The organism is Umezawaea sp., assembly GCF_057122925.1.
Window position 1 is genome coordinate 15,312 of sequence record NZ_DBNGPQ010000166.1, and the last position, 22,124, is coordinate 37,435.

Sequence of the window (22,124 nt, forward strand, 5' to 3'; positions counted from 1 at the left end):
ACTCTGTCGACGGTTGCGCTTCAGGAGGCCAGGATCCGCAGGCGCATCAGGTGCCTGCGCTCGGCGGGTGGTCGGCCACCCGCTCCCGCGGAACGCCCGTGGAAGCCGAAGGTGTTGTCCAGCACCAGGACCGTGTTGGGCCGCCAGTGGATCCCGCGCACCGCCCCGACGTCGTACAGGGCGGCGGTCAGCGCGCGGAACGCGGAGTTGACCCGCTCGGGGTCGACCTCGGCGGCGGCGTCGTGGACCCAGTGCAGGGGTTCGTCCGCGAAGTCGCGGAAGGAGAAGCAGGGACGGCCCGACAGCTCCCGCAGGATCGGCGGGCCCGGCGGGTCGAGGTCGTAGCGGCAGTGCTCCAGGACGTCGCGCTCCGCCCCGTCGAGCGCGTCGTGGACCCGCGTCCCGGACACCACCAGCGTCTGGGCCCCGCGGTCGGGTTCGGGCGCGCTCAGGCACTGGAACACCAGGTGGCGCGGTTGGTCGGGCGCGGGTTTGCCGCTGCTCTCGGTGTGCAGCGCCAGCGCCGTCTCGGAGAACGGCTGCAAACCCGTGTCGGCGACGACGCCGTGCTCGGCGACCAGGTTCAGCACCACGTCCCGCTCGACGTAGGGCCGCACGTCCGGTGCCGTCTCGGGCATCGGCCGCCCCAGCCGCCACCCGAAGGAGACGAACTCGTCCGTCGTGAGTGGACGGTCGACGTCGATCTCGACCGCGCCGAACGCGTCGAGCGCGCCCGCTACGCCCTCGACCACGGCCTCGTCGTTCACCAGGTCCGCGGCGGGAACCGCGTAGGAGCGGAGCCACTCCGGTTCGGGGTACCAGCGCGGGTGGTCCAGGACCTCCGCGCGGCGGGCTCGCAGGAGGGCGTCGTCCGCGGCCAGGAAGGTGCCCGCACACCGCTTCGAGGACCGGGTCATCGCCATTCCTCCGCTCCTGGTTCCCGCCCGGTGGAGCTTACGAACGCCGCGACGTCCCGACAAGGTCACCGGGGCGGGGCGAGACCCAGCTCCCGCGCGGCCCAGGGCAGGGCGGAACGCAGCTGCGCCACCTGGAGTTCGCGCACGGTGCTGCCGGGGTGCGGGGGCGGTCGCCACGCGCGGGCGGCGAAGAACCCGGCGACCAGCGAGGCCAGCTCCGGTGCCCGGCCCACCACGCGCTCCGGCTCCGGGCCGCCCTCCACGTGCAGGCTGGGCGCCCAGAAAGCCAGGTCGAACAACGGGTTCCCGACCGCGCAGCGGTCCCAGTCGATCAGCACGGTGCGGCCGTCGAGGTGGACGACGTTGTCGCTGCGGACGTCGCAGTGCAGCGGCGAACCACCGTCCAGGGGAGCCGCCGCCGCGGCGGCCCTGAGCACGTCGAGCGAGTCCGCCAGCCAGTCGCGGTCCACGATCCCCAGTCCCAGCAGGGGTTCCGGGTCCGCCGAGACCACCTCCCAGCCGTCGGCGACGTCGCGGTCGTCGACGAGTCGCGGCAGGTGCGCGGGCGCGCGGCGGGCGTGCAGCTCGGCCAGCAGCCCCACGACCTCGCCGACCAGACCGGCGCGCCAGGGCGGGGGCCACTCCCCCGCGCTGAGGTCCTCCAGCACGAGCAGCGGGAGCGGGCCGTCGGACCAGCCGAGGAGCGCGGGCGCGAACGGAGCCGAGAACCCGGACAGGGTCTCGTGCTCGCGCCGCAGCCACCCGGCCGTCATCTCGTCGCTGGCGGCCTTGACGAACACCGAGCGACCCGCCCCGGTGGTCACGACGAACCGCGTGGCCGCGCTGTAGCCCCCTTCGACCCGCCGCCACGACGACACGGGGCCGAACTCCCGCGCCGCCCACTCGCGGACGTGGACGGGAACGGTGTCGGCGCCCATGTGCTCCCCACTCCTGGAAAACCGGCAACCCGGATAGTGTCCCACGGCGTATCGGCCACTTCGTCGGGGAGGCTGCCACGTGACGGCGGAAGTCCTGCCTCCGACCGCGCTCTTCGCGCGGCTGCCCGAGACCACCGCCGTGCCGTTCCCGTCGCCGCCCGTCGCGGCGCACGTCCCCGGTGGCGGCCACGACCTCGACCCGGCCGTCGGCGACCGGCTGCTCGACCTCTACGGCAGGGTGTCCGACCCCACCGATCCCCTGGCGCTGCGCGACCTCTTCCTCTCCAGGGTGGAGGCCGAGGTGGCGGGCGGGCGCCGCGGGGTCGCGGACCTCTGGCGGAGCAGCAGACCACAGAGGACGGTGACGGCAGAGGAGGTGCTCGGGTCGCGGACGACCGTGCGCTTCGTCAAGGAGCTGTTCAACTCCTACTTCCGCGACGACCTCTACGGACGGCTGCGCTCGGACCGGCACCTGATCCTGTCGTCTGGCTCGGTGGACGAGACGTGCTTCGGCCTGCCCGCGACGCTGCGCTCGTGCCTGTCCTACGCGCTGGACCGCGACTGGTACGGCTACTCCGACTCGCGCGGCAGGCGGGCGAGCCGGGAGGCCATCGCGGCGTTCGAGAACGCGACCGTGGCCGGGAGCCCCTACGACGTCGGCAACGTCTGCCTCACCCTCGGCGGGACGTTCGGGGTGAGCGCGGTGGCCGACTTCGTGCTGGCCTCCTCGACCGCGCACCGCCCCGAGGAGACCGCGCCCGCGCTGTGCGGGCTGCCCAACTACCCGCCGCTCATGGAGGCGGTGGCCAGGCGGTCCCCGGTGCGGCTCGTGCCGCTGGTGTGCGCCTCCGGCGGCGGCACCTCGTTGCGACCGCTCATCGAGCAGCTCACGCCCGCGACACCGCTGGTGCTGCTCCAGACCGTCACCAACCCGACGGGCACGGCCGTGGCGGAGGAGGAGCTGGAACGGCTGATCCGGGCCGCGGGTCCGCACACGACGATCGTGCTCGACGAGGCGCACGAGTGCCTCGGTCCCGTGCGGCGCAGCGCGCTGCGCGCCGATCCGCGGGTCGTGCGGGTGGTGAGCCTGTCCAAGTCGCTGTCCACGCCGGGGCTCAAGCTCGGCTGGCTGGTGGCGGGGCGGGACTTCGTCGACGAGTTCTACGAGTACGCCTCCACCAGCTACGGCAGCCCGGCCTCCGTCTTCTACCTGCTGATCGAGGTCATGGCGCGGATGGAGCGCTGGCGCGTCGAGGGGCTGGACGGCGTCGGCCGGGTGGAGCTCGCCGAGTTCGAGCGGACCTACGGGCTCACCGCGGAGTCGCTCGGGCGCGCCCACCGCTCGTACCTGTCCGACCGGGAGCGCCGGGACCGGGCGCTGGTGGTGCAGCGCGACCGGGCGGCGGAAGCCCTGCTGTCCCTGGACTTCGACGTGGTGCGGCCGACCCACTCGATCAACATCGCGGTGCGGCCGCACGGCTGCGACGACGGGTACCTGTGGTTCCGCGAGGCCCTCGCGGGCGCGTGCGTGGCCGTCTACCCGGCGATCCTCAACGGGTGCCTGAACGGCGGCTGGGTCCGCGTGTCCACCGCGGGCGAGCCAGGCGGCCTCACCGCGGCGATCCACGCGCTCCGGTCGCTCACGCGGGGCTGACCGCCCTCACCCCCGCCCGGTGACGAGGGCGCTGATCCGATCGACGACCAGCCGGGCCTCGTCGTCGTCGAGCGTGTCCGGGCTGAGGAAGATCCGCCGCTCGTGCGGGCGGATCCGGACGAGCACCGACGGTTCGCCGTCGGCGAGGCGCCGCGCCAGCTCGCGCGCGTCGAGGCCCGCCGTCGCGGGGTCCACCTCCAGGACGGCCCTGGGCACGGGTTGTCCCATCGAGTTGGGGAAGGAGCGCTCGGCGCGCACGCCGGGCAGCGCTCCGAGCCGGTCCACCCACGTCGCGACCACGGCGTCCATCCGTTCGAGGCGCTCGTCGTGGTCGGTCTCCAGGTACAGCTCCAGCGCGGCGACCAGACCGGCGATCTCCTCCTTGCCGACCTTCATCGCGCGGGCCAGCCTGGTGTGCGGGCTGCCGTGCCGGAAGCACGCGTCGACGAGGTCGGCCCGCCCGAGGATCATCCCGGACGCCTGCGGACCGCTGAGGTCCTTGCCACCGCTGAAGATGGCGAGGTCCGCGCCGACCTCCTCGGTGAAGTGCCACAGGTTCGTCGCGGGCGGGAGCAGCGCCGCGGCGTCGACGACCACCGGCACCCCGGCCTCGTGCGCGATGTCCACGGTCTCGCGCAGGCCGAGCGCCCCCTGCGCGAAGAAGTCGCCCGCCATGTACACGACGGCCGCGGTGCGGGCGCTCAACGCCGCCCGCAGCTCGGCCGCCTCGGTGCGCATGACGTTGCCGATCTCCACCAGCCGCACGCCGGTCAGCTCGATCGCCGGGTCCATCGGCATCCGGTGCGAGCGGTGGATGACCACCTCGTCCCGGTCGCCGAGGACGGGCAGCCGCGCGATGGCCACGTCGTCCGGGCCGGTGGCGCACGCGAGCGTCGCCAGGAACAGCCCGGCGGCGGACCCGTTGCACACGTAGGCGGCCTCGTTGCGGGTCAGCTCGGCGATGCGGGCGCCCGCGCGCCGGTGCAGCTCGAACATGTCCACGTAGGACCGTCCCGCGGCCGACATCGCGTCGAGGACCCGCTCGGCCATCAGCGAGCCGCCGAGCGTGGTGTACCTGCCCCTGGCGTTGACCACGGCGCGGAGGCCGAGGCGGGCGAAGGGGTCCACGTCCTGCCTCATCGGGCCGCGGTGTCGGTGGGTTCCGGCGCGACGGCCCGGACCGCGGACCCGGTGGCGTGGACGGGTTCGATCCGCACGGCCACCCGCACCTGGCCCGGTCGGTGGTACTTGAAGTCCTCGCCGGTGTACTTCCTGGCGAGGCGGTCGTTGAGCGCGTCGGCGTCGGTGAACTCGACGGTCGCCAGACCCCGGACCTCGACGTAGTGGTAGGGCCGCGCGGGGTCGAAGACGGTCACGCTCACCCTGGGGTCGCGGCGGATGTCGCGTTCCTTCTGCCTGCCCTGGACCGTCGCGAGCAGCAGGTGGTCTACTTCCCGCTCCACCCACACCACGCTGGAGTGCGGGCTGCCGTCGCGGCCGATGGTGGACAGCACAGCGAAGTTCGGCCCGTCGAAGAGGGCGCGGGCCGCGGCCGTGAGCACGAAGGTCATCCGCCGAGCATGGCCCAACACCCCCCGCACGTCGATCCTCGCGGACCGGTCACCGAACCGGTGCGGCGCGGGCGGTCCACCCGCGACCGGGCCGGAAGGCGTTGTCCGGCAACGGTCGTTGACGGTGGGGCCGGTCGCTGCTGATGCTGGTGCCCGGTACGACCGGGAAGGCGGCCCCATGGCGGCGATGCGGACGAGCACACGGCGGGCGCTGATCGCCAGCACGGTCGGCAGCACCATCGAGTGGTACGACTTCTACCTCTACTCCACCGCGGCGGCGCTCGTCCTCGGACCGCTGTTCTTCCCGTCCACCTCGACCTCCGCGAGCACGCTCGCGGTGTTCGCCACGTACGCGGCCGGGTTCGTGGCCCGCCCGCTCGGCGGGTTGGTGGTCGGCCACTTCGGCGACCGGGTCGGCCGCAAGTCCATGCTGGTGCTCACCCTGCTGATCATGGGCGTGGCCACGTTCGGCATCGGCCTGCTGCCGACCTACGAGCAGGTCGGCGTGTGGGCCCCGGTCATGCTGGTCGTGCTGCGCGTGCTCCAGGGCATCGGGATCGGGGGCGAGTGGGGCGGGGGCGTCCTGCTGGCCGTGGAGAACGCGCCGCGGGGCCGCCGCGGCCTCTACAGCAGCGGGCCGCTGATCGGCTTCCCGCTCGGTCTGCTGGCCAGCACCGTGGTGTTCGGCGCCGTGTCGACGCTGCCGCGCGCCGACCTGCTCGACTGGGGCTGGCGGGTGCCGTTCCTGCTGTCGGTGGTCCTCGTCGTGCTCGGCGTCTACGTCCGCGTCGGCATCGCGGAGACCCCGGAGTTCTCCGACGTCCGCGCCGCGGACCGGATCAGGCGGGTGCCGGTGCTCACCGTGCTGCGCACCCGGTGGCGGCACGTGGTGTGCGGGGCCCTCGCGGCGCTCGGGGTGGGGTCGGTGGTCTCGGTGTACACCGTCTACCTGCTGTCGTTCGCCTCCGGCCACAGCGCGGGCGGGAGCACCCTGCCGCTCACGGGCCTGGTGGTGGGCGCCGGGTTGCAGTGCGTGTCCGTGCCGCTCTACGCGGCGCTGTCGGACCGGGTGGGCCGCAAGCCGGTCATGGTCTTCGGCTACCTGGTGACCGCCGCGACCGCCGTGCCCGCGATGACGTGGCTGACCTCCGACGACCCGTTCCTCGTCGTGCTGACGTTCGTGCTGGCGATGACGGTCGGCCACGGCGCGGCGTACGGCTGCCTGGCGGCGTTCCTGGTCGACCGGTTCCCCGCCGACACCCGCTACTCCGCCATCGCGGTGACCTACCAGGTGGGCGCGACGGCCTCCAGCTTCGTCCCGCTCGTGGCCACCGCGCTCGTCGGCGGGGTGGAGGGCTCCTGGCCGGTCGCGGCGCTGTTCATCGGCATCGCGTGCACCGCCTGCCTCGCCGTGCTGCTGGCGCCCGCGGCCACAGCGGCGGGCGAACCGGTGCGGGACAGGGAGGTCGCGGGGTCGACCGTCGGCTGAGGGGTGTCAGCCCGCCTCGGCACCCGCGTCCTGCGCCGGGTACACCGTCGGGTCCTCCAGCGGCAGCCTCAGCCACGACAGCATCTGCCGGAGCTGGTGGTAGGCGGCCAGCCTGCGCTCGTCGCTGTCCTCGGCCTCGGCCGCGGCGACGGGTTCCCACAGCCTGTGCACCATCACCGGGCCGAGTTCCAGCAGTCCCCCGCTCCCGCCGGTGGCCCACTTCGCCAGCACGTAGCGGGCGATGGCACCGACCGGGATGTCGAGGTTCTCCGACATCCCGCGCACCGTCGTGAGCGGATCGAGCAGCCCGTACGAGACGACCTCGGCCTTGAAGTTGGCGTGCGGGTCGTCGTCGGGCCACGTGGCCCGCCAGCGGCGCAAGCGCACCACGGGCTCGTCCCCGTCCCAGTCCTCCACCCCGGTCACGGCGGACCGCCTCCCGTGCGTCGTGCGCTCATCCGGTGCGGTCGGATTCGCCGCGGTTGGCCAGGTCCTCGGCCAACCGCTCCAGGTTGGCCACGAAGTCGCCCCACGAGTAGGCGCACTCGCGGGCCACCGCGATCACGCGGTCCACGCAGTGCGCCGGAACGCCCTCGGTCAGCCACGCCCACTCCTGCTGGTCGATGCTGTGCGTGCTGAGCAGCCGCAGCAAGGTCCTGCCGACGTCGTTGAGCCGCAGCGACGGGTCCCTGCGGAGGCTCTCCAGCAGCAGCGACTGCTCGGCCGGGGTCACCCGCCGCGGCGCGGCGTCGCGTCCCACCGCGGGGGCGCCGCTCACCCGCGGACGCGGGTCGCGCTGCCTGGGCAGCAGGGGATCCTCCCCGCGCCGGAGCCGGTCTCGCACGTCGCGCGCGGTCTCCGGCGAGATGGCGGCGTAGCGAGCGATCTCCCGCAGGGAGGCCTCGGGGTGGTCCTCGATGAAGGCGGACGCCGCCTGCCTTCCCTCGGCCCCGTCCACCGGCCGCACCCTGCCGTCCCGGCCGATCCTGCTGTCCAACTGCGCGACGCGAGCGGTTGGACGGCGCCGCAGCGCGGCCACGGTCGTGGCCGACAGACCGGCCACGAGCGCGATGGCCCGGTCCGACCACTCCGGCCGGAACCCCATGATGCGCGACGCCGCTGCCTTCCGGTCGGCCAGCGTCAACGGCAGTCCGTGCGAGACGTTCTCCGACACGGCCAGGACGAACGCGTCGCACTCCCCGCCCTCGAAGAAGCACACCTCGATCTCGTGGCGCCCCTGCATCTGGGCGGCTCTCAGGCGGTGCACGCCGTCGATCACCCGCATGGTCCGCTTGTCCACCACGATGGGCGGCAGGTCTGCCTGCACCTCCGACAGCACCCTGGCGTGCTCGGTGTCCTCACCCGCCGACCTCGGTGAACCCGCGACGACCAGCGACTCGATCGGCACGACGGTGGCCGCGTGCAGCGTGCCCGGTCTGGTGCTCCCCGTCCCCCGGAACGCCTTCCCGCTCGGCCTGGACGTCCTTCCCGCGTGTGTCATCTGAACTCCCGCTCGACGTGCGTGACGGTGTGCGACGGTCCGAACCGGACACGGACGGGCGGCTCGGCGGCGGGGTCACGCGGGTGCGGCGGGGGCCTGGGGCGGACGGTGCTTCCGGGGCGCCCGCGGCGACCTCCCAAGAATCGCCAATCGATTCACGGCCCTGCCCGGAGGCACACTAAAGAGAACAGCAGTTTCATCACTTATTCTCCACCAAGAGAAATACGCGAGCCTGCACAAGGCACTACCCGGACACTTCGTAAGCCAATTTATCCAAGTCCCGAGCATAGCGACTTGACCAATGCAGGCAATAAGCCGAACGGCGGACAGCGGTTTACTCCTATTCGCGACCGAAGTAACGCTTCACGGCAGAGTCGCGAGAGTGCCGCCCCGGCCAAGGCCACGAACCTCAGACACATCCGCAGATGGGTATCGATTCGCAGACGTCCAGCAATCCGCAATGACTTGCCCGTTATTCGCGGAGGCACCATGAACTTTCGGCATCTTTCCCGACTTCTTCAGCGGACGGCCCGACTTTGCCGCACCGACCGCACCCCTCTATTCCACGCGACGCGTGCTCCACTCGACCCGGAGTTCACCACCAGCGGTGAATTCCTGTTTGCCGGGATCCGCTCGGGGGTACGACCCGCCACCACCACATGATCAGCTTAGGACCAGGGCCCCTGGCCCGTGGGACACGCTCTTCGGTTCACCGAAGCCGGTGGCCGGTGCGGGGACCGCGACCGGGCAGGCTAGTTTGCTCCGGTGAGTCTCCTCGACGACGTGGCCGAACGCGACGGCTGGCGGTGCTGGGTGTGCGACGAACCGGTCGACCCCGACATGTCCGTGAACGACGCACGGGGGCCCAGCGTCGACGCCAGGACCGCCGACCGGAAGGCCAAGGTCGCCGAACGGCTCGCGCACCGCGGGTGCAACACCCGCAAGGGCGCGGTCAAGGTGGTCATCGCCTGGCCGGACCGCCTGCACGTCGTCGAGCCCGCGCCGCTGATCACCGTCGCCGGACGGCTGGAACGCAAGGGGGGCCGCGAGATGGTGGCCCGCTGTCCCACCGAACAGGACGCCCACGAGGCCGCGGACTGGCTGGTGGACCGGTTCTCCCGCCTGGTGCCGGGGCTGCCGGTGACCGCGACCGTCGAAGCGGGCGGCGGCCAGTTCCTCGTCGTCCTGGCCACCGGCCGCCGCTGACCCCGCCGACCGGCCCTCCCGGACGCACGAACGACCGACCGCCCGCCCGCGCGCGGAGAACACCGAACAAGCCCGCCGACCGCCCCCGGACGCACGACCGACCGCCGAGGTCGCCGACACCCTCGACGACGCGGGCGACGCGGGCGACCCGCGCGCCGCGCTCGGCCAGCACGACCACGCCCGCGAAGCCTGGCCGGAAGCCCTTGCCCTGTACCGGGAACAGGTGCCCGACGCCGAGCGGGAGCGGTGGCAGCTCGGCGGGCCCGGTCCACGGAGGACCGGTCCCCGGCCCCGCGCCGTGGTCCGGGGCGAACCCGGCGGGTCACACGGTGGCGGGCTCGCTGAACAGGTCGCCGGTGATGGACCTGGTCCGGCCGTCGTCGTCCCTCACCAGCGACGGCACCGGGTCCACCGGGGAGGGCGCGGTCCACGGCGACCGCGCGGGGACGTCGGGCGGCTGGGCCGCCGGACCGGTGTCGGGTCGCCAGCCCGCCACGAGGCCGTCGAGGAACGCGAAGCGCTGCGGCGCCTGAGCCCTCAGGCGGTCCGGGTCGAGGAAGTAGACCATCGCGGTCTCGGCCAGGTCCTCGTCCGGGTTGGTGGCGCCGTAGCCCGTGGTGGGCGGCTCACCCGCGAAGTCGGGCCCGCCGTCGGGCGTCCACGTGCCCACCCTGGCGCTGAAGTCCGCCAGCTCGGCCGACAGCGCCGCGGCGATGCGCTCGGCCCTCGCCTCGGCCGGCTCCACGCCCCGCCGCTCGAAGACGTCGGGGTGCCGGGCCGCGAGGTCGGCGATGGCCGCGGCGTGCTCGGGCGCGGTCCCGGCGAAGGTGGAGACGCCCAGGACGTGCGACTCGATGGACTCCTTGAAGTCGTCCGCCGCGTTCCTCGTGTTCTGGTGCGGCGGCTCGGCGCCCGCGGCGAGCACCGGCTTGCCGTCGGTGTCCCGGGTGCCGAACCTCGCGGTGTACTCCGGGAGCGCGTACTGGAGCAGACCGTGCGCCAGCTCGCGGGTCGCCGTCGCCTCGACCTCCCCGGCGCCGCCGCCGAAGGAGTTCCCGACCACGGCCATCGGGTAGAGGGTGACCGTGGTGTGCGAGGCGATGTACTCGCCGGTGGCCAGCAGGAACGGTGACGTGCCCCTGATGGCCCGGCTGACCGCGCCGACGGTGGTCAGCTCCTGCGGGTGGCCCGCGCGGGTGGAGCTCTCCCGTGCCGCGCCGAGGATCGGCTCGTAGTGGGCCAGGGCGTCCTGGAGCCCCTTGAGCTCCCTGGGGTCCCACCCGCGGGCCGTGACCTTGTCCAGGTTGGCCCGGCTCGTACCGGGGTGGGACTCCTTGACCGCGGAGGCACCCGCGGTGGAGTCGACCTCGATGCCGTACTTCTCGGTGATGTCCGCCATCACCCGCCGGGCCTCGGCGGTCACCACCACCGGGTCCGCGTCCTCCGGGACGGCGACCCGCTCGGTGGCGGGCGCGTGGGGCGGCCGCGGGTACGCCTCGGCGTCGGCGCGGGCGGGCGCGTTCGGCGCCGCCACGTCCTGGCCGGTGATGCGCGCGTGGTGCTCGGCGACGGTGGCCGGGTCGGCGAACATCGCGGCCAGGTCGCGCATCCTCCGCGCCACGTCGTGGTTCCCGGCGTACTGGAAGTGCCTCCCGTCGCCCGTCAGCTCGATGCCGTCCGCCCCCCGCTGGAAGCGGTCGGTGAACGCGTTCGGGCCCTTCCTGGTGGCCCCGTCGCGGTCGACGTACGTGCTGTCGGGCGTGTAGGACGAGAAGTCGGCCTGGTAGTACTGGTGGAACTCGTCGAAGAGCTTCCTCGGGTTGTCCGGGTTCGTGCCGTCGACCTTGCCCGCGAGGTCGTGGATGAAGATGAACGCCTCGTCCGCGGTGATCTTGCCGCGCAGGTGGAAGCCGAACGGGTCGGAGTCCACGATCGCCCTCGCGGCGGCGAACTCGCGCTGGTTGGCCCACAGGCCGCGGTAGCGGTCCATCATCTCGACGGCGAGCTTGTGCTCGGGCTCGCGGTCGTGCCTGCCCTGGCCGTCGCCGAACTGGTTCTTCGCGTTGTTCTTCTCGATGTCGTGGAACAGGATCGCCTTGGCCAGCGCGTCGACCGGGATGAGCCGGGCGTCCGCGTCCTCCGCGGCGGTGAGCTTGAAGTACTGCCCCAGCACCATCTGCGAGTGCTCGTAGAAGGTGAACGGCGTGGTGTGGCCCGCCGCGCGTCCCGGCGTGAGCTGCGGAGCGGTGGCGACCTCGTCGAACTTCCGGTCCAGCTCGCCGAACCGCGCGATCAGCTGGTCGACGACGGCGTGCGGGTCCCGGTCGGGAGCGTTGATGCTCGCGCTGAGGTCGTCCCCCGCCGCGCGCTGCGCGTCGAACACCTGGCCGCGCTCGGCGTTCCACTGGAAGTAGGAGTTGAGGAACGGGTCCGCGCCCTCGGTCCTGGTGTTGAAGTCCAACGCGGCGCGGTCGGAGTCGGCGGCGACGAGCGCGCCGATCTCCGCCTGGGTGGCGATCTCGGGCACCCTGGCCATGAGCGCGTCGACCTCGGCCGGGTCGACGCGGTCGAACGTGAACGTGGCCAGGGCGAGGCCCGCGCGGGCGCGGGCGTTGTTCGCCACGGCGTTGGCCATCGTGTCGCGGAACGACTGGTCGGCCAGTGCCAGCGCGGGGTCCGTGCGCAGCGCGGTCCCGATGTCGTTCGACAGCGCGGGCAGCACCTCCGCGGACACCACGGACTTGAGGTCGTCCGGGCTGCTGGTGAGGAGGTCCTGCCCGGTGAAGGCGTCGAGCGCGCCGGTGACGACCGGCTTGAGCACCTTGTTCTCCGCCACGGTCGCCAGCAGGTCGGGGTCGATGGCCACCTGCGCGGTCGGCGCGGGGCGCGCGGCCATGTTCGCGGCCACCTGCCTGCCGAACTCCGCGCCACGGGGACCGCTGAGCCAGCCGCCCTTCTTGCCGCCCTTCGCGAGGGCGTCCAACCCGTCGAGGTTGCCGAGTTCCTGGCGGACCGCGGCGTCCATGTCGACGCGCAGCTGGTCGGCGATCCGCCCTCGGCTGGCGTCGTCGAGCAGCGCCAGGCTCGGGTGCGCCCTGACCTTCGCGGCGAAGTCGGTCGCGATCCGGTCCGCCACCTCGGCGGTGAAGTCCCGCTGGGGCCCGCTCTTCGCCCTGAACCCGTCGCGGATGAGGGTTCGCAGCTCCGCCTTGTCCTGGACCGGTCCCTTGACCTGCTTGACGGCGGCGTCGACGTTCTTCGCGGCGTCCCTGGCGGCGTCGGAGACGGTCTGGTCGAGCGCCCGCTGGTAGGCGGCCTGGTCGACGGACGGGACGCCGTTGCCCGCGAGGTGGGTGCGCAGCGCGGCGGGGCCGGTGGACAGGACGTCGTCGGTGATCTTGCGGACGTTGACCGACGCCGGTCCCACCTCGTTGAGGAACTGGTTGAGGCGCTGGACGCGGGCGTCGAAGCCGAGGTCCTTCGGCCCCGCGGCCTCGGAACCGGGACGGGGGTTGGGGATGGACTCGTGGTCGGGCTCGATCCGCGCGTCGTCGGTGCGGTTCGCGGCGCCCTGCTTGACCTGCTGCCAGGTGACGTCGTGCTCGCGCAACCGGGTGGCCATGTCGTGCAGCCCGTGCGCGTCGTTGCGGAAGCCGTCGAACTTCCACGAGCCGTCGGACTCCTGCTTCCAGGTGAACCACGGGTCGTAGGCCTTGCCGACGGCGTCGCTGCGGAAGTCCGGGCTCAGGCCCACCTTGCCCTTCATCTCGGTGAGGGGCGTGACGCGGCCCGCCAGCGACTCGTGGGCGAACCCGGCCGTGGGGTTGGCCGGGTAGCTGGTCAGCGAACCGGGTTCGGCGTTCTTGATCAGCTCGGCGAGGTGGTCGCCGCCGATGCCGAACTGGTTGGGCTCGCCGCGCTGGTCGACGTTCACCGTCGGTCCGGCGACGCCCTCGATCTTCGTCTCGGTGGTGATCTTGTTGAACGTGTCCAGCGGGACCAGGAACGACCGGAGCACGGGGCGCTTGATGATCGAGGGGTTCTGGAGGTCGGGCTTGCCGCCGTCGGTGTGCTCGTACTTCGTCAGCCACTGCAACGCCCGCTGCGGACGACCGGCGCCCGCCCACAGCGGGCCGTCGCCCTTGCCCGTGGAGAAGGTCAGGTCACCGGTCTTGGGGTCCTGCTGGATGTCCTTCCACTGCGACGTCGGCTTGCCGTCGGCGTCCGGGGTGATCGTCTGGGGGTTGACGACCGCCGTGTAGATCCGGACCTGGTGGCGGCCCGCGATCGTCTCGATCTCGAACTCGCCGCGGTTGACCGTCTTCAGCACGCCCTCGTGCCGGATCGTGGTCGGACCGGGGTAGGACACACCGGGGCGTCCGATGTGGACGTTCTCCTTGGTCGCGTGGTAGCGCGCGCCGTCGCCCGTGACGCCGTTCTCGACCACGTGCACCGGGAGGCCGGTGATCGGGCCGTGCGAGGTGAACCCCCCGTCCGTTCCCAGCACGTGCACGCGCACCCCGGCCGCCGCCGCCACGTCGGCGATCGTCGCCGACGACGTCACGGCGTTCACCTCGTCCACCAAGGCCTGCCGGGCGTCCGGCGAGTTCGGCGCCAGCGTCACGGCGATCGACTCGACGAGGCTGGTGCGCGTGTCGACGGCCCCGACGTCGAAGGCGTAGCCGCCCTGCACGTTCAGCGCGTCCTCCTGCGCCCGCGTCACCTTCGCCCCGTCGGGCGACGGGGCGTTGGGCGGCGCCAGCGGCGAGTCGTAGGACGCCGACGGCGGCGCGGCGTTGGGCGAGGCGAGCGCGTCGGCGCGGGTCTCGATCAGCCACAGGTTGCGCGGCTTGATCTCCATGGTCGGCGAGTCGATGCCCGCGGTCATGGGGCCGTTGTCGGCGACGACGCGGCCCTTGCCGTCCTGGTGCTGGAAGATCGGCTTGGCCGCACCGGTCTCGCGGTACTCGTCCTGGAGGCCGAGGAAGTGGCCGACCTCGTGCGCGAGCCGCCTCGGATCGGTGTCCACGGGCCAGTTGAGCTGGTTGGCGCGGCCGTCGGGGCCGGTGATGGCGATGTGGCCGTGGGCGTCGGCGGGGTTGGCGGTGAACTCGACGGTGACGTGGAGCTGGTCGCCGCCGGGCAGCCGGTGGCCCTGGTTGAACACCGATTCGACGCCCGCGACCGTGCGCGCCTTGACCGCGTCGACCTGGGCCGGGGTCGCGGTGCTCGACGGGTCGAGGAACACCTTGACGGTGAAGTCCTGCACCGTCACGCCGTCGACGTCGACGCTGCGCCTGTCGTAGGCGATCGGGCCGCGCCACGCCGTGAAGTCGACCTTGCCCGGTGCGATCGTGCTCGTGCTGAGCAGGCCGCCGTCCTCGGACCGCACGGTGCGGACCGGTGCGCCGGCCCTGGCGGCGAGGACGTCCTGGGAGGACACGGGGTTGCTCGGGCGCGACCAGTCGGCGCTCGGGGCGTCGCTGTGCCGCCAGGACTGGTCGGACAGGATCGGGTGCGGGGCCCGCGGGCCGGAGGCCGTGATGACCGTGTCGGTGACCTTGACCGACTTCGGCGCCTCGGGCGGCACGTAGCCCTCGGGGCGCTCCAGGTCCCAGTCCACGTGGACGTCGGCGCCGTCGGGACGGCCGCCCTCGGCGATCGCGACGTCGACCGCCCCGGCGAGCGTCGCGTCCAGCGCGGCCTTGACCGCGGGGGCGTTCGCGCCGGACACCTCGACCACGGGCGGCAGGTAGCCGCGGTCGGCGCGCTTGCCCGCGGACTCGGCGAGGTCGGCGGCGAGCGCGTCGACGGTGGCCGACTGCTCCGGGTTCAGCGCCGTCGTACCGGGTGCGAAGTCGAACGACCGCTCCGGTGACGGGCCGCGCGGGGCGGGCGCGGGTGCCGCGGACGGCGACGGGGTGGCGGTCGGGACCGGCGGCGCGCCACCGCTCGGCGGCGCGGGGGGCGGGGTGGAGCCGCCCGCCACCGGCGGTGCGGGGGTGTTGAACGCCTCGACCTGCTGGTCGACGCCGGTCTTGGCGTCCCACCACGCCTGCTGCCGGGCGTCGGCGGCGTTCCTGGCCCGTTCCAGTGCCTGCTCGGCCTTGGCGATCCGGTCGGCGACGTCCTGCTGGGCGCCGACCGCGGTGTCGAGGTCGGCGTTCGCCAGGTCGAGCAGGTCCTGCAACCGCTGGGCCTCGTCCTTCGCGGTCCGGAGCCTGCCGTTCTCGGTGTCGAGGGTGTTCCGCGCGGTGTCGAGGTCGGTCACGGCGGTGGCGTGGTCGGTGTCGGCCTCCGCGACGGCGACGGCCGCGGCGTTCACCTCGGCGACGGCCAGGCCCTGGTCGACCACGGCCTGGTCGAGCTCGCCCCTGGCCTCGGTCAGCGCCGTGGTGAGGCCGTTGAGCCGTCCCCGTTCGGTGGTCAGCTCGATCGTGGCGTCCGACAGTTCGCCCGCCAGTCGGGGGCCGACCGGGTCGGGCTGGGCCAGTTGCCCCTCGACCGGGGCGGGGCGCGGGGCGTTCAGGTGGGTGTCGAGCGCCGTCTGGGCGGCGGCGGCCCTGGCGTTCGCGTCGGTGACGGCGGCTGTGGCGGCACCGACCTCCGCGGTGAGGTCGGCGACCGCGGCGGTGTGCGCGGTCACGGCGGCGTCGGCGTCGGCACGGGCCGCGGCGGCGAGGTCGGCACGGGCGGTCGCGGCACCCCTGGCCTCGGCCAGGGTGGCCACCTCGGTGGCCGCGTCCGCGACGGCCCGCGCCGCGGTGTCCGCGTTCGCCCGGAGAGCGGGCAGGCTGTCGCGGACCGCGGTGAGGTTGTCGTCCGCGGTGGTCGCGGCGCCCTGCCGGGTGGCGACGTCGGCGTTCGCGGTGGCCAGGTCGGGGGCCAGCCGGTTGATCGTCTCGTCGGTGGCGTGCCGGACGGCGTCGGAGGCGACCTCCGCGGCGCGCCAGGCCGCCGCCGCGTCCTTCACCCCGGTCTGCGCGGTGTCCAGCGCGGGCGGCAGCGGCTTGCCGAGCGCGGTCTCCACCTCGGGCGCGGGCATCCGCACGCGGGCCGCGGCGGGCACCTGGAGGTCGACCACGCCGACGCGCCCGCCGCCGAGGTCGGCCACGACCCGGTACTCGACGTCGTAGGTGACCAGGCCGGAACGGCCCTGCGGCTTGAGGTTGGCGACCCTGTTGTCGGTCGCGCCGCCGGAGGTGGCGGAGCTGTCCTCGCTCGCGTGCCTGCCCTCGACGCCGCCGGTGGAGAAGCCCACGTCGGGGTTCTTCGACGACACGCCGCCGGAGGCCGCGCCGAAGGAGACGTCGCCGGTCTCGCTGTGCTTGGACTCGCTGGAGGTCGTGGTGACGGTGGTCCTGGGGTTCTCCAGGTTGACGCCGTCGCTGAGGCCTTCGAGCCGGGGGTTGACCAGCTTGGCGTAGACCTTCACGTCGGCGTGCGTGCTCGCGGTCAACGCGGCCTCGTGCAGGCCGGGCACCTCCAGCGCACCCGTGAGCATGCCGGGCAGGTTGGGCTGCAACGACTCCGAGCTGAGCGCGGAGTGCAGGGCGTTCATGGAGCCGGTGCCCTTGCCGGTGATGCCCCGGTTCGCGCCCGCCGCGGTCAGCGCGCTGACCGCGGCCTCCCGCAGCGCCTGCGCGCCGCGCAGGTTCTCCACCGACGCGGACGGCGGGAGCACGGCGGGGGCGGCGGTCGGGGTCGCCGGGCTGGGGTTGGCCTGCCAGGCGTTCGCCGTGGCGGGGGCGCCCTGCGCGGCCGGGCGCGGCGTGGTGGTCGGGGCGAACGCCGCCGTGTTCGCGGGCGTCGCGCCCGCGACCTTCTGGTTGTCCGCGAGCACCCGCACGGACATGTCCTGCGGCGGGCCGCTGGTGGCGCGGCCGACGACCTGGTTCCCCTTCTCCACCACCAGTTCGAAGGTGACCGGCACGGTGTACCTGACAGCGGGACCGCTGCCCGCGCGCAGGTGGCCGACCTGCTCGGTGGTCGAGCCGGTCGTGGAGTTCGAGTGCGCCTGGCCGAGGGTGGCCGATGCCACGGCACCCGCGGAACCGGACAGGTTCGGGTTCCCGGTCGCGGGCAGACCGCTGCCGGGGACCCTGAGACCGACGCTCCAGCCCGTGCCCCTGCCCTGTCCCTGGGAGAACTTGGCGGTGCCGGTGGTGGTGTGCTCCATCTCGACGCCGTCGTTGACGACACCGTCGAACGCGGGCGTGCCCAGCGTCGCCTTCAGGGTCACCTGGTAGGTGTCCTTGCCGAACACGCCGGGGTCGTGGACCAGCAGCGGCACACCGCCGTCGAGCGCGCTGTCCACCAACGCCTTCACGCTCGCGTCCGACGTGAGGTCGGTGAGGCGCTGGAGGTTGTTCATCGAGTCCTTGAGGACCGACGGCGGCATCAGGTCGGTGCCGAGCGCGCCGAGGTTGGTCCTCAGCTCGGGCACCAGGCCCGACAGGTTCGGCACCGACTCGACCAGGCCGAGGCCGAGCGCGCCCGGCTCGCCGGGCTTCAGCGTCGCGGGCGGGGTCATCGCGCCCATCGGCGGCGTGGTGTGGGCGGGCAGCGGGGGCAGCAGCCCCATGCCGCGCGCGGTGTCCTCGCTCACCCGGACGAAGACGCCGCCCGGCAGCGTGACGACGGAGGCCGAGCTGCGGGGTGTGCCCCCGTAGAGGGTGTTGCCCGAGCGGCTCTCCCCCACGACGGTGACGTCGGCGTCGAGCTGGACGAGCACGGTGCGCCCGCCCGCCGGGGTGACCCGGTTGCGGTCGACGCTGCCGCCGATCTCGGTGGCCTCGGTGGACGACGTCGACCACGGCGTCCACTTCGCGGTGGCGCCGATCGCGCCCGACCCGGTCGCGCCGGTCGCGGGCTTCATCGGCGTGTTGACGCCCGCGGTGAGGTCGACCGACCGGGCGCCGGTCTTGCCGTCCCCGGCCTTGGCACCGCCGGTGCTGGCGTTCTCCGTGCCGGTGTCGTCCGAGATGGACACCAGCTTCGGGTTGTTCAGCGACACCGACACGCCGACGGCGCCGGTGCGGTCGGCGACCCGGCGGCCGTACCTCATCCCGCCCTCGGTCACGCCCTTGTCCACCAGCGTGCGCAGGTTGGCCTTGATGCTCTCCGGGCTGAACAGCTTGTCGATGCGGTTGCGGGCGTCGGTGCCCGGCACGCCCAGCGCCGAATCGCCGCCCGCCGCGGTGTTGAGCGCCGCGATGGCCTGGTTGCGCACCGCCTCGGTGTTGGCGACGGCCTCGACGTGCAGCCACGGTTCGACCGCGGGCTTCGGCGAGGTGAGCACCGTGCTGATGGTGGTGTTCGGCGGTGCGGCGGCCACGGTGGCCGCGCCGGGGGCGAACACGGCCGGGTCGGACGTCATGGCGGAGCTGTCGGACACCCAGAGGTTGACCGTGCCGGTGATCGCGGGCAGCGCGACGGCGTTCGCGGGCGCGGGCCCGCCCGCGGTCTTCGCGACGGTGGTGGGCTCCGGGACCTTCAGGAACGGCGAGCCGGGCGTGACCCGCTTGACCCACGAGCGGTTCTGGGTGAACTTCGTGACCTCGACGTCGAACGCCACGTCGTGCTGGAACAGCTGGGAGTTCGGGCTGCCGACGTTCAGGGCGGTGCTGCTGACCGTCGGGCCCGCGGCGTTCTTCGTCGAGGTGGAGCTGGTGTACTTCGCGCCCGCGGCGGGCGCCGGGCTCGCGCTGGTGCTCCCCGTGGTCGAGGGGATGACGACCTTGCCCTCGACGCCCGCGCTCCAGCCCTTCTGCGTGGTGGTGGAGCTGTCCAGCCTGGGGCCGGTGGACGCGGCGCCGCGGACGTTGCGGGCGTCGGCCTGGCCGAGGTGCACGGGGTTGGTGAGCCTGGCCTTGACCGTGACGTTGACGTACTCGTTGGTCGCCAGGCCCTGCTTCTTCAACCGGACCTGCACGCCCGGTCCGAGCAGGCTGTCCATCTGGGACTTCAGCGCGGTCGGCGACAGCTCCGTGGTCAGCTTGCGCTGGTTGGCCATCTGGTCGGCGAGGTCGGAGGCGTTCCGCCCGGTGTCGCGCGGGGCGCTGTTCGGGTCGGCGAAGCTCGGCAGGAAGCTGTCGAAGCCGGGCAGGCCGCGCAGCGCGTCCTCGACCTGGCCCTGCACCTGGTTGGCGGGCGCGAACTGGCCGACCTTGACGTTGCCCGCCGCGGCGGCCGCCGCCAGGTACGGCGGGGCGAAGCGCGGGGTGGGGGTCGGGGTGGTCAGGTCCGGCGAGGTGCCGGGCGGCACCTGGAGACCCGCGCTGCTCGCCTCGGGCACGCCCAGCCGCACGTAGCTCGTGGCGGGCACGGTGATCGTCGCCCCGTGCGGGGTCTGGACCTCCAGGTTCACGGTGACCTTGTAGAGGCCGGTGTCGCCCTTGATCTGGACGCCGGTCCTCACCGACGAACCGGTGCCCGCGTGGGACGACTCGGTGGTCCTCGCCGAGTACCCGGCGGTGACGCCCGCCGTGCCGCCGACCTGGGTGGGCGCGACCGCGCCGCCGCCGACGCCCACGGTGACGTCGAACCCGCTCTTGGTGGACGAGGACAGACCGGTGCTCGTCGCGGTCGACTCGTGCAGGCGCAGCACCGTGGTCGGGTTGGTGCCGACCAGTTCCGCGCTGACCGGGGTGGCCCTCATCCGCACCACGCCCGCGCGGCTGCCGTGCGGGCTGACCAGGTCCGGCGACACGACCCAGCCGTTGAGCGCCGGGCCGAGGTTGTCGCGGATCGTCGTCGGGTCGAGGAAGTTCCGCAGCGCGGTGCGGCCGGGCGCGCCGAGCCGGGTGATCGACGGGTGCAGCTGCGCCGCGACGGTCGCGAACGCCAGGTCGGTGTCGAGGTCGACCACGGCCTCCGGCGCCGGGTGCTCCAGCGCCGCGCCCCAGCCGTTGGCCGGGACGACCGGCGTCGGCGCCACGGCGGGCGGTGTCATGGTGGAGAGGTCGTCGGGGATGTGCAGCGTCACGTCGACCGGCGAGGCGGGCGTGGACGCGACGGTGACGGGCGTGCCGACCGGGTTGTTCCGCGCGTCGGCCAGCGACACGGTGTAGGTGACCGGGACGACCGCCTCGACCGAGCCCTCGCCGGAGCGGATGGCGCGCTGGTCGGTGGTGGCCGTGCCCGCCGTGGTGGACTCGACCGGCCTGCCCAGCGGCACGCTGACCGACGCCGCACCGTACGGCCCGACACCCGCGGAGACCACGCCGCCGACGCCGACCGTGGCCGACGTGCCTGCCGTGCCCGTGTGCGCGGTCGCGTTGCCGCTGTTCACGGTCATGTCGACCTTGGTCTTCGTGTCCGGCACGGTGAGCGCGGTGCTCGGGCCGAGGGTCGCCTTGACCGTCGCCTCGTACCAGTTCCGGCCGACCTTGATCGGGAACTTGCGGCCGGTGTCGAGGAACGACTCGAAGTTCTGGTGCAGCGCCGTCTCGACGTCGTTCACCCCGACCGGCGTCACCCCCGGCCTCGACGGCAGGAGCCCGTTCACCGCGGCCGTGACGCGCGCGCCGCCGTTGACGGTGGAGGCGGTGATGGTGCCGAGGGCCTGGTTCTGCTGGATGAAGGCGGGGAGGTTGCCGCGCGACGGCAGCACCGGTGTGGGGACGGGCGGCGGGGTGGGTGCCGGGGTTGGGGTGGGGGCGGGTGCTGGGGTGGGTGAGGGTGCTGGGGTGTTGGTGGGCGGGGTGGTCGGGGTGACCACCAGCATCGGGACCACCTGCGGCTGGGCCGGGGTGGTGCCGAGGATGTTCTGGAGGAACTTCGGGGCGTTCGGCGGGGTGGGGTCGGTGGTGCGGCTGTCCTGGAAGTCGTGGACGGTGGCCGACGGGCCGGACGGCTTGGGTGCGGGGGTGCTCGGTGCCGGGGTGCTCGGTGCGGGTTGGGTGCCGGCCGGTGGGGTGGTCGGGGACGGCTGGGTGGTGGGAGTTGCCGGGGTCTGCTTCGGGGACTGCGTGTCGGCGGGTGGGGTTCCGACGGGGGTGGTCGGTGGAGGCGTGGCCGGGGCGGGCGCGGGCGGGTTCGCCGAGGTGGGCGAACTGGCGGCCGGTGCGGGTGGGGTGGTCACCGGCGAGGTGTTCGGCGTTTGTTGCGCGGCAACAGGAGCCGCCGGGGCAGGTTGGGTGCTGACCGGCGGACTGCTGGGCACCTGCTGCGCGGCGACCGGCGTCGCCGGAGCGGGGGTGGGCTGGGCTGTCACCGGCGGACTGTTCGGCGTCTGCTGGGCAGCGGCCGACGTCGTCGGGCCAGGAGTGGGTGCCGGAGCGGGGGCAGGTTGGGTGCTGACCGGCGGGGTGCTCGGCGTCTGTTGCGCGGCAACAGGAGCCGCCGGAGCAGGTTGGGCGCTGACCGGCGGACTGCTGGGCACCTGCTGCGCGGCAATCGGCGTCGCAGGTGCAGAAGCGGGTGCCGGAGCAGCGGCGGGCGCGGGGCTCGGGGTGGCTGGGGCCGGAGCCGGGGTGGTCGGAGCGGGAGCTGGGGACGCGGCGGGTGCGGAGGGTGGGGTGGCTGCGGCTGGCTTGGGTGATGGTGCTTCTGTCGCCGCTGGTGGGGCGCTGGCCGGCTTGGGTGGCTGGGTGTCGGTGGTCGGCGGAGGCGTGTTGGGCACCGGGGCGGGCGATGGCTGAGTCGCTGCGGGCAGGGGTGCTGCCTTTGGCGACTGCGTGTCTACCTGCGGGGCCGGGCTCGGGGTGGTGACCGCCGGAGACGGTTGCGGGACCAGCGGCTTCGGCGAGGGCTCGGCAGCGGGCTTCGGCTGGGTGTCGGCCGGTGCGGTGGATGCCGGGGCAGGCTGAGTGCCCGCCGGCGCGGTCAACACCGGAGCAGGCTGA

The 22,124-nt window shown here is 73.5% G+C and carries 11 protein-coding genes; 4 read left to right on the forward strand and 7 right to left on the reverse strand.

Annotated features, from left to right (window positions below):
- Positions 1-20 precede the first annotated feature (20 nt).
- Both AC156L_RS37110 and AC156L_RS37115 read right to left on the reverse strand, forming a co-directional pair.
- Positions 21-917, reverse strand: coding sequence for a TauD/TfdA family dioxygenase (locus AC156L_RS37110; RefSeq protein WP_330877877.1), 897 nt, complete (start codon positions 915-917; stop codon positions 21-23).
- Between the two features lie 65 nt (positions 918-982).
- On the reverse strand, positions 983-1,855 hold the full coding sequence (locus AC156L_RS37115; RefSeq protein ID WP_330877878.1) for an aminoglycoside phosphotransferase family protein: 873 nt from the start codon (positions 1,853-1,855) through the stop codon (positions 983-985).
- Between the two features lie 79 nt (positions 1,856-1,934).
- Between AC156L_RS37115 and AC156L_RS37120 the strand changes: the two genes are divergently transcribed.
- A complete protein-coding gene (locus AC156L_RS37120) occupies positions 1,935-3,509 on the forward strand; it encodes a pyridoxal phosphate-dependent aminotransferase (protein WP_330877879.1) in 1,575 nt (524 codons plus the stop codon).
- A gap of 6 nt (positions 3,510-3,515) precedes the next feature.
- Here AC156L_RS37120 and AC156L_RS37125 read toward each other — a convergent pair whose 3' ends face one another.
- Both AC156L_RS37125 and AC156L_RS37130 read right to left on the reverse strand, forming a co-directional pair.
- Positions 3,516-4,649, reverse strand: a complete 1,134-nt coding sequence (locus AC156L_RS37125; protein WP_330877880.1) for an aminotransferase class V-fold PLP-dependent enzyme — start codon at positions 4,647-4,649, stop codon at positions 3,516-3,518.
- The gene (locus tag AC156L_RS37130) at positions 4,646-5,080 is read right to left on the reverse strand and encodes a PPOX class F420-dependent oxidoreductase (RefSeq protein ID WP_330877881.1); all 435 of its coding nucleotides are present in this window, start codon (positions 5,078-5,080) and stop codon (positions 4,646-4,648) included. The genes AC156L_RS37125 and AC156L_RS37130 overlap by 4 nt, the downstream gene beginning before the upstream one ends.
- 187 nt (positions 5,081-5,267) lie before the next feature.
- Between AC156L_RS37130 and AC156L_RS37135 the strand changes: the two genes are divergently transcribed.
- Positions 5,268-6,569 carry an MFS transporter gene (locus tag AC156L_RS37135; protein ID WP_330877882.1) on the forward strand — a complete coding sequence of 434 codons (1,302 nt, stop codon included), beginning with the start codon at positions 5,268-5,270 and terminating at the stop codon, positions 6,567-6,569.
- 6 nt (positions 6,570-6,575) lie between these two features.
- On the opposite strand, the gene AC156L_RS37140 is transcribed toward AC156L_RS37135, so the two are convergent.
- Positions 6,576-6,995, reverse strand: coding sequence for a DUF6027 family protein (locus tag AC156L_RS37140; protein ID WP_330877883.1), 420 nt, complete (start codon positions 6,993-6,995; stop codon positions 6,576-6,578).
- A 28-nt stretch (positions 6,996-7,023) separates the two neighbouring features.
- Entirely contained in the window at positions 7,024-8,070 is a 1,047-nt protein-coding gene (locus tag AC156L_RS37145; protein WP_330877884.1) for a ParB/RepB/Spo0J family partition protein, read from the reverse strand.
- A 765-nt stretch (positions 8,071-8,835) separates the two neighbouring features.
- Here AC156L_RS37145 and AC156L_RS37150 point away from each other — a divergent pair.
- Positions 8,836-9,276 carry a hypothetical protein gene (locus tag AC156L_RS37150; RefSeq protein ID WP_330877885.1) on the forward strand — a complete coding sequence of 147 codons (441 nt, stop codon included), beginning with the start codon at positions 8,836-8,838 and terminating at the stop codon, positions 9,274-9,276.
- 322 nt (positions 9,277-9,598) lie between these two features.
- On the opposite strand, the gene AC156L_RS37155 is transcribed toward AC156L_RS37150, so the two are convergent.
- Complete coding sequence (locus AC156L_RS37155; RefSeq protein ID WP_484407703.1) at positions 9,599-21,004, reverse strand: hypothetical protein; 11,406 nt, start codon at positions 21,002-21,004, stop codon at positions 9,599-9,601.
- Here AC156L_RS37155 and AC156L_RS37160 point away from each other — a divergent pair.
- Entirely contained in the window at positions 20,991-21,920 is a 930-nt protein-coding gene (locus AC156L_RS37160) for a hypothetical protein (RefSeq protein ID WP_484407705.1), read from the forward strand. The two genes, AC156L_RS37155 and AC156L_RS37160, sit on opposite strands and share 14 nt — an antisense overlap.
- The last annotated feature ends 204 nt before the right edge of the window (positions 21,921-22,124 follow it).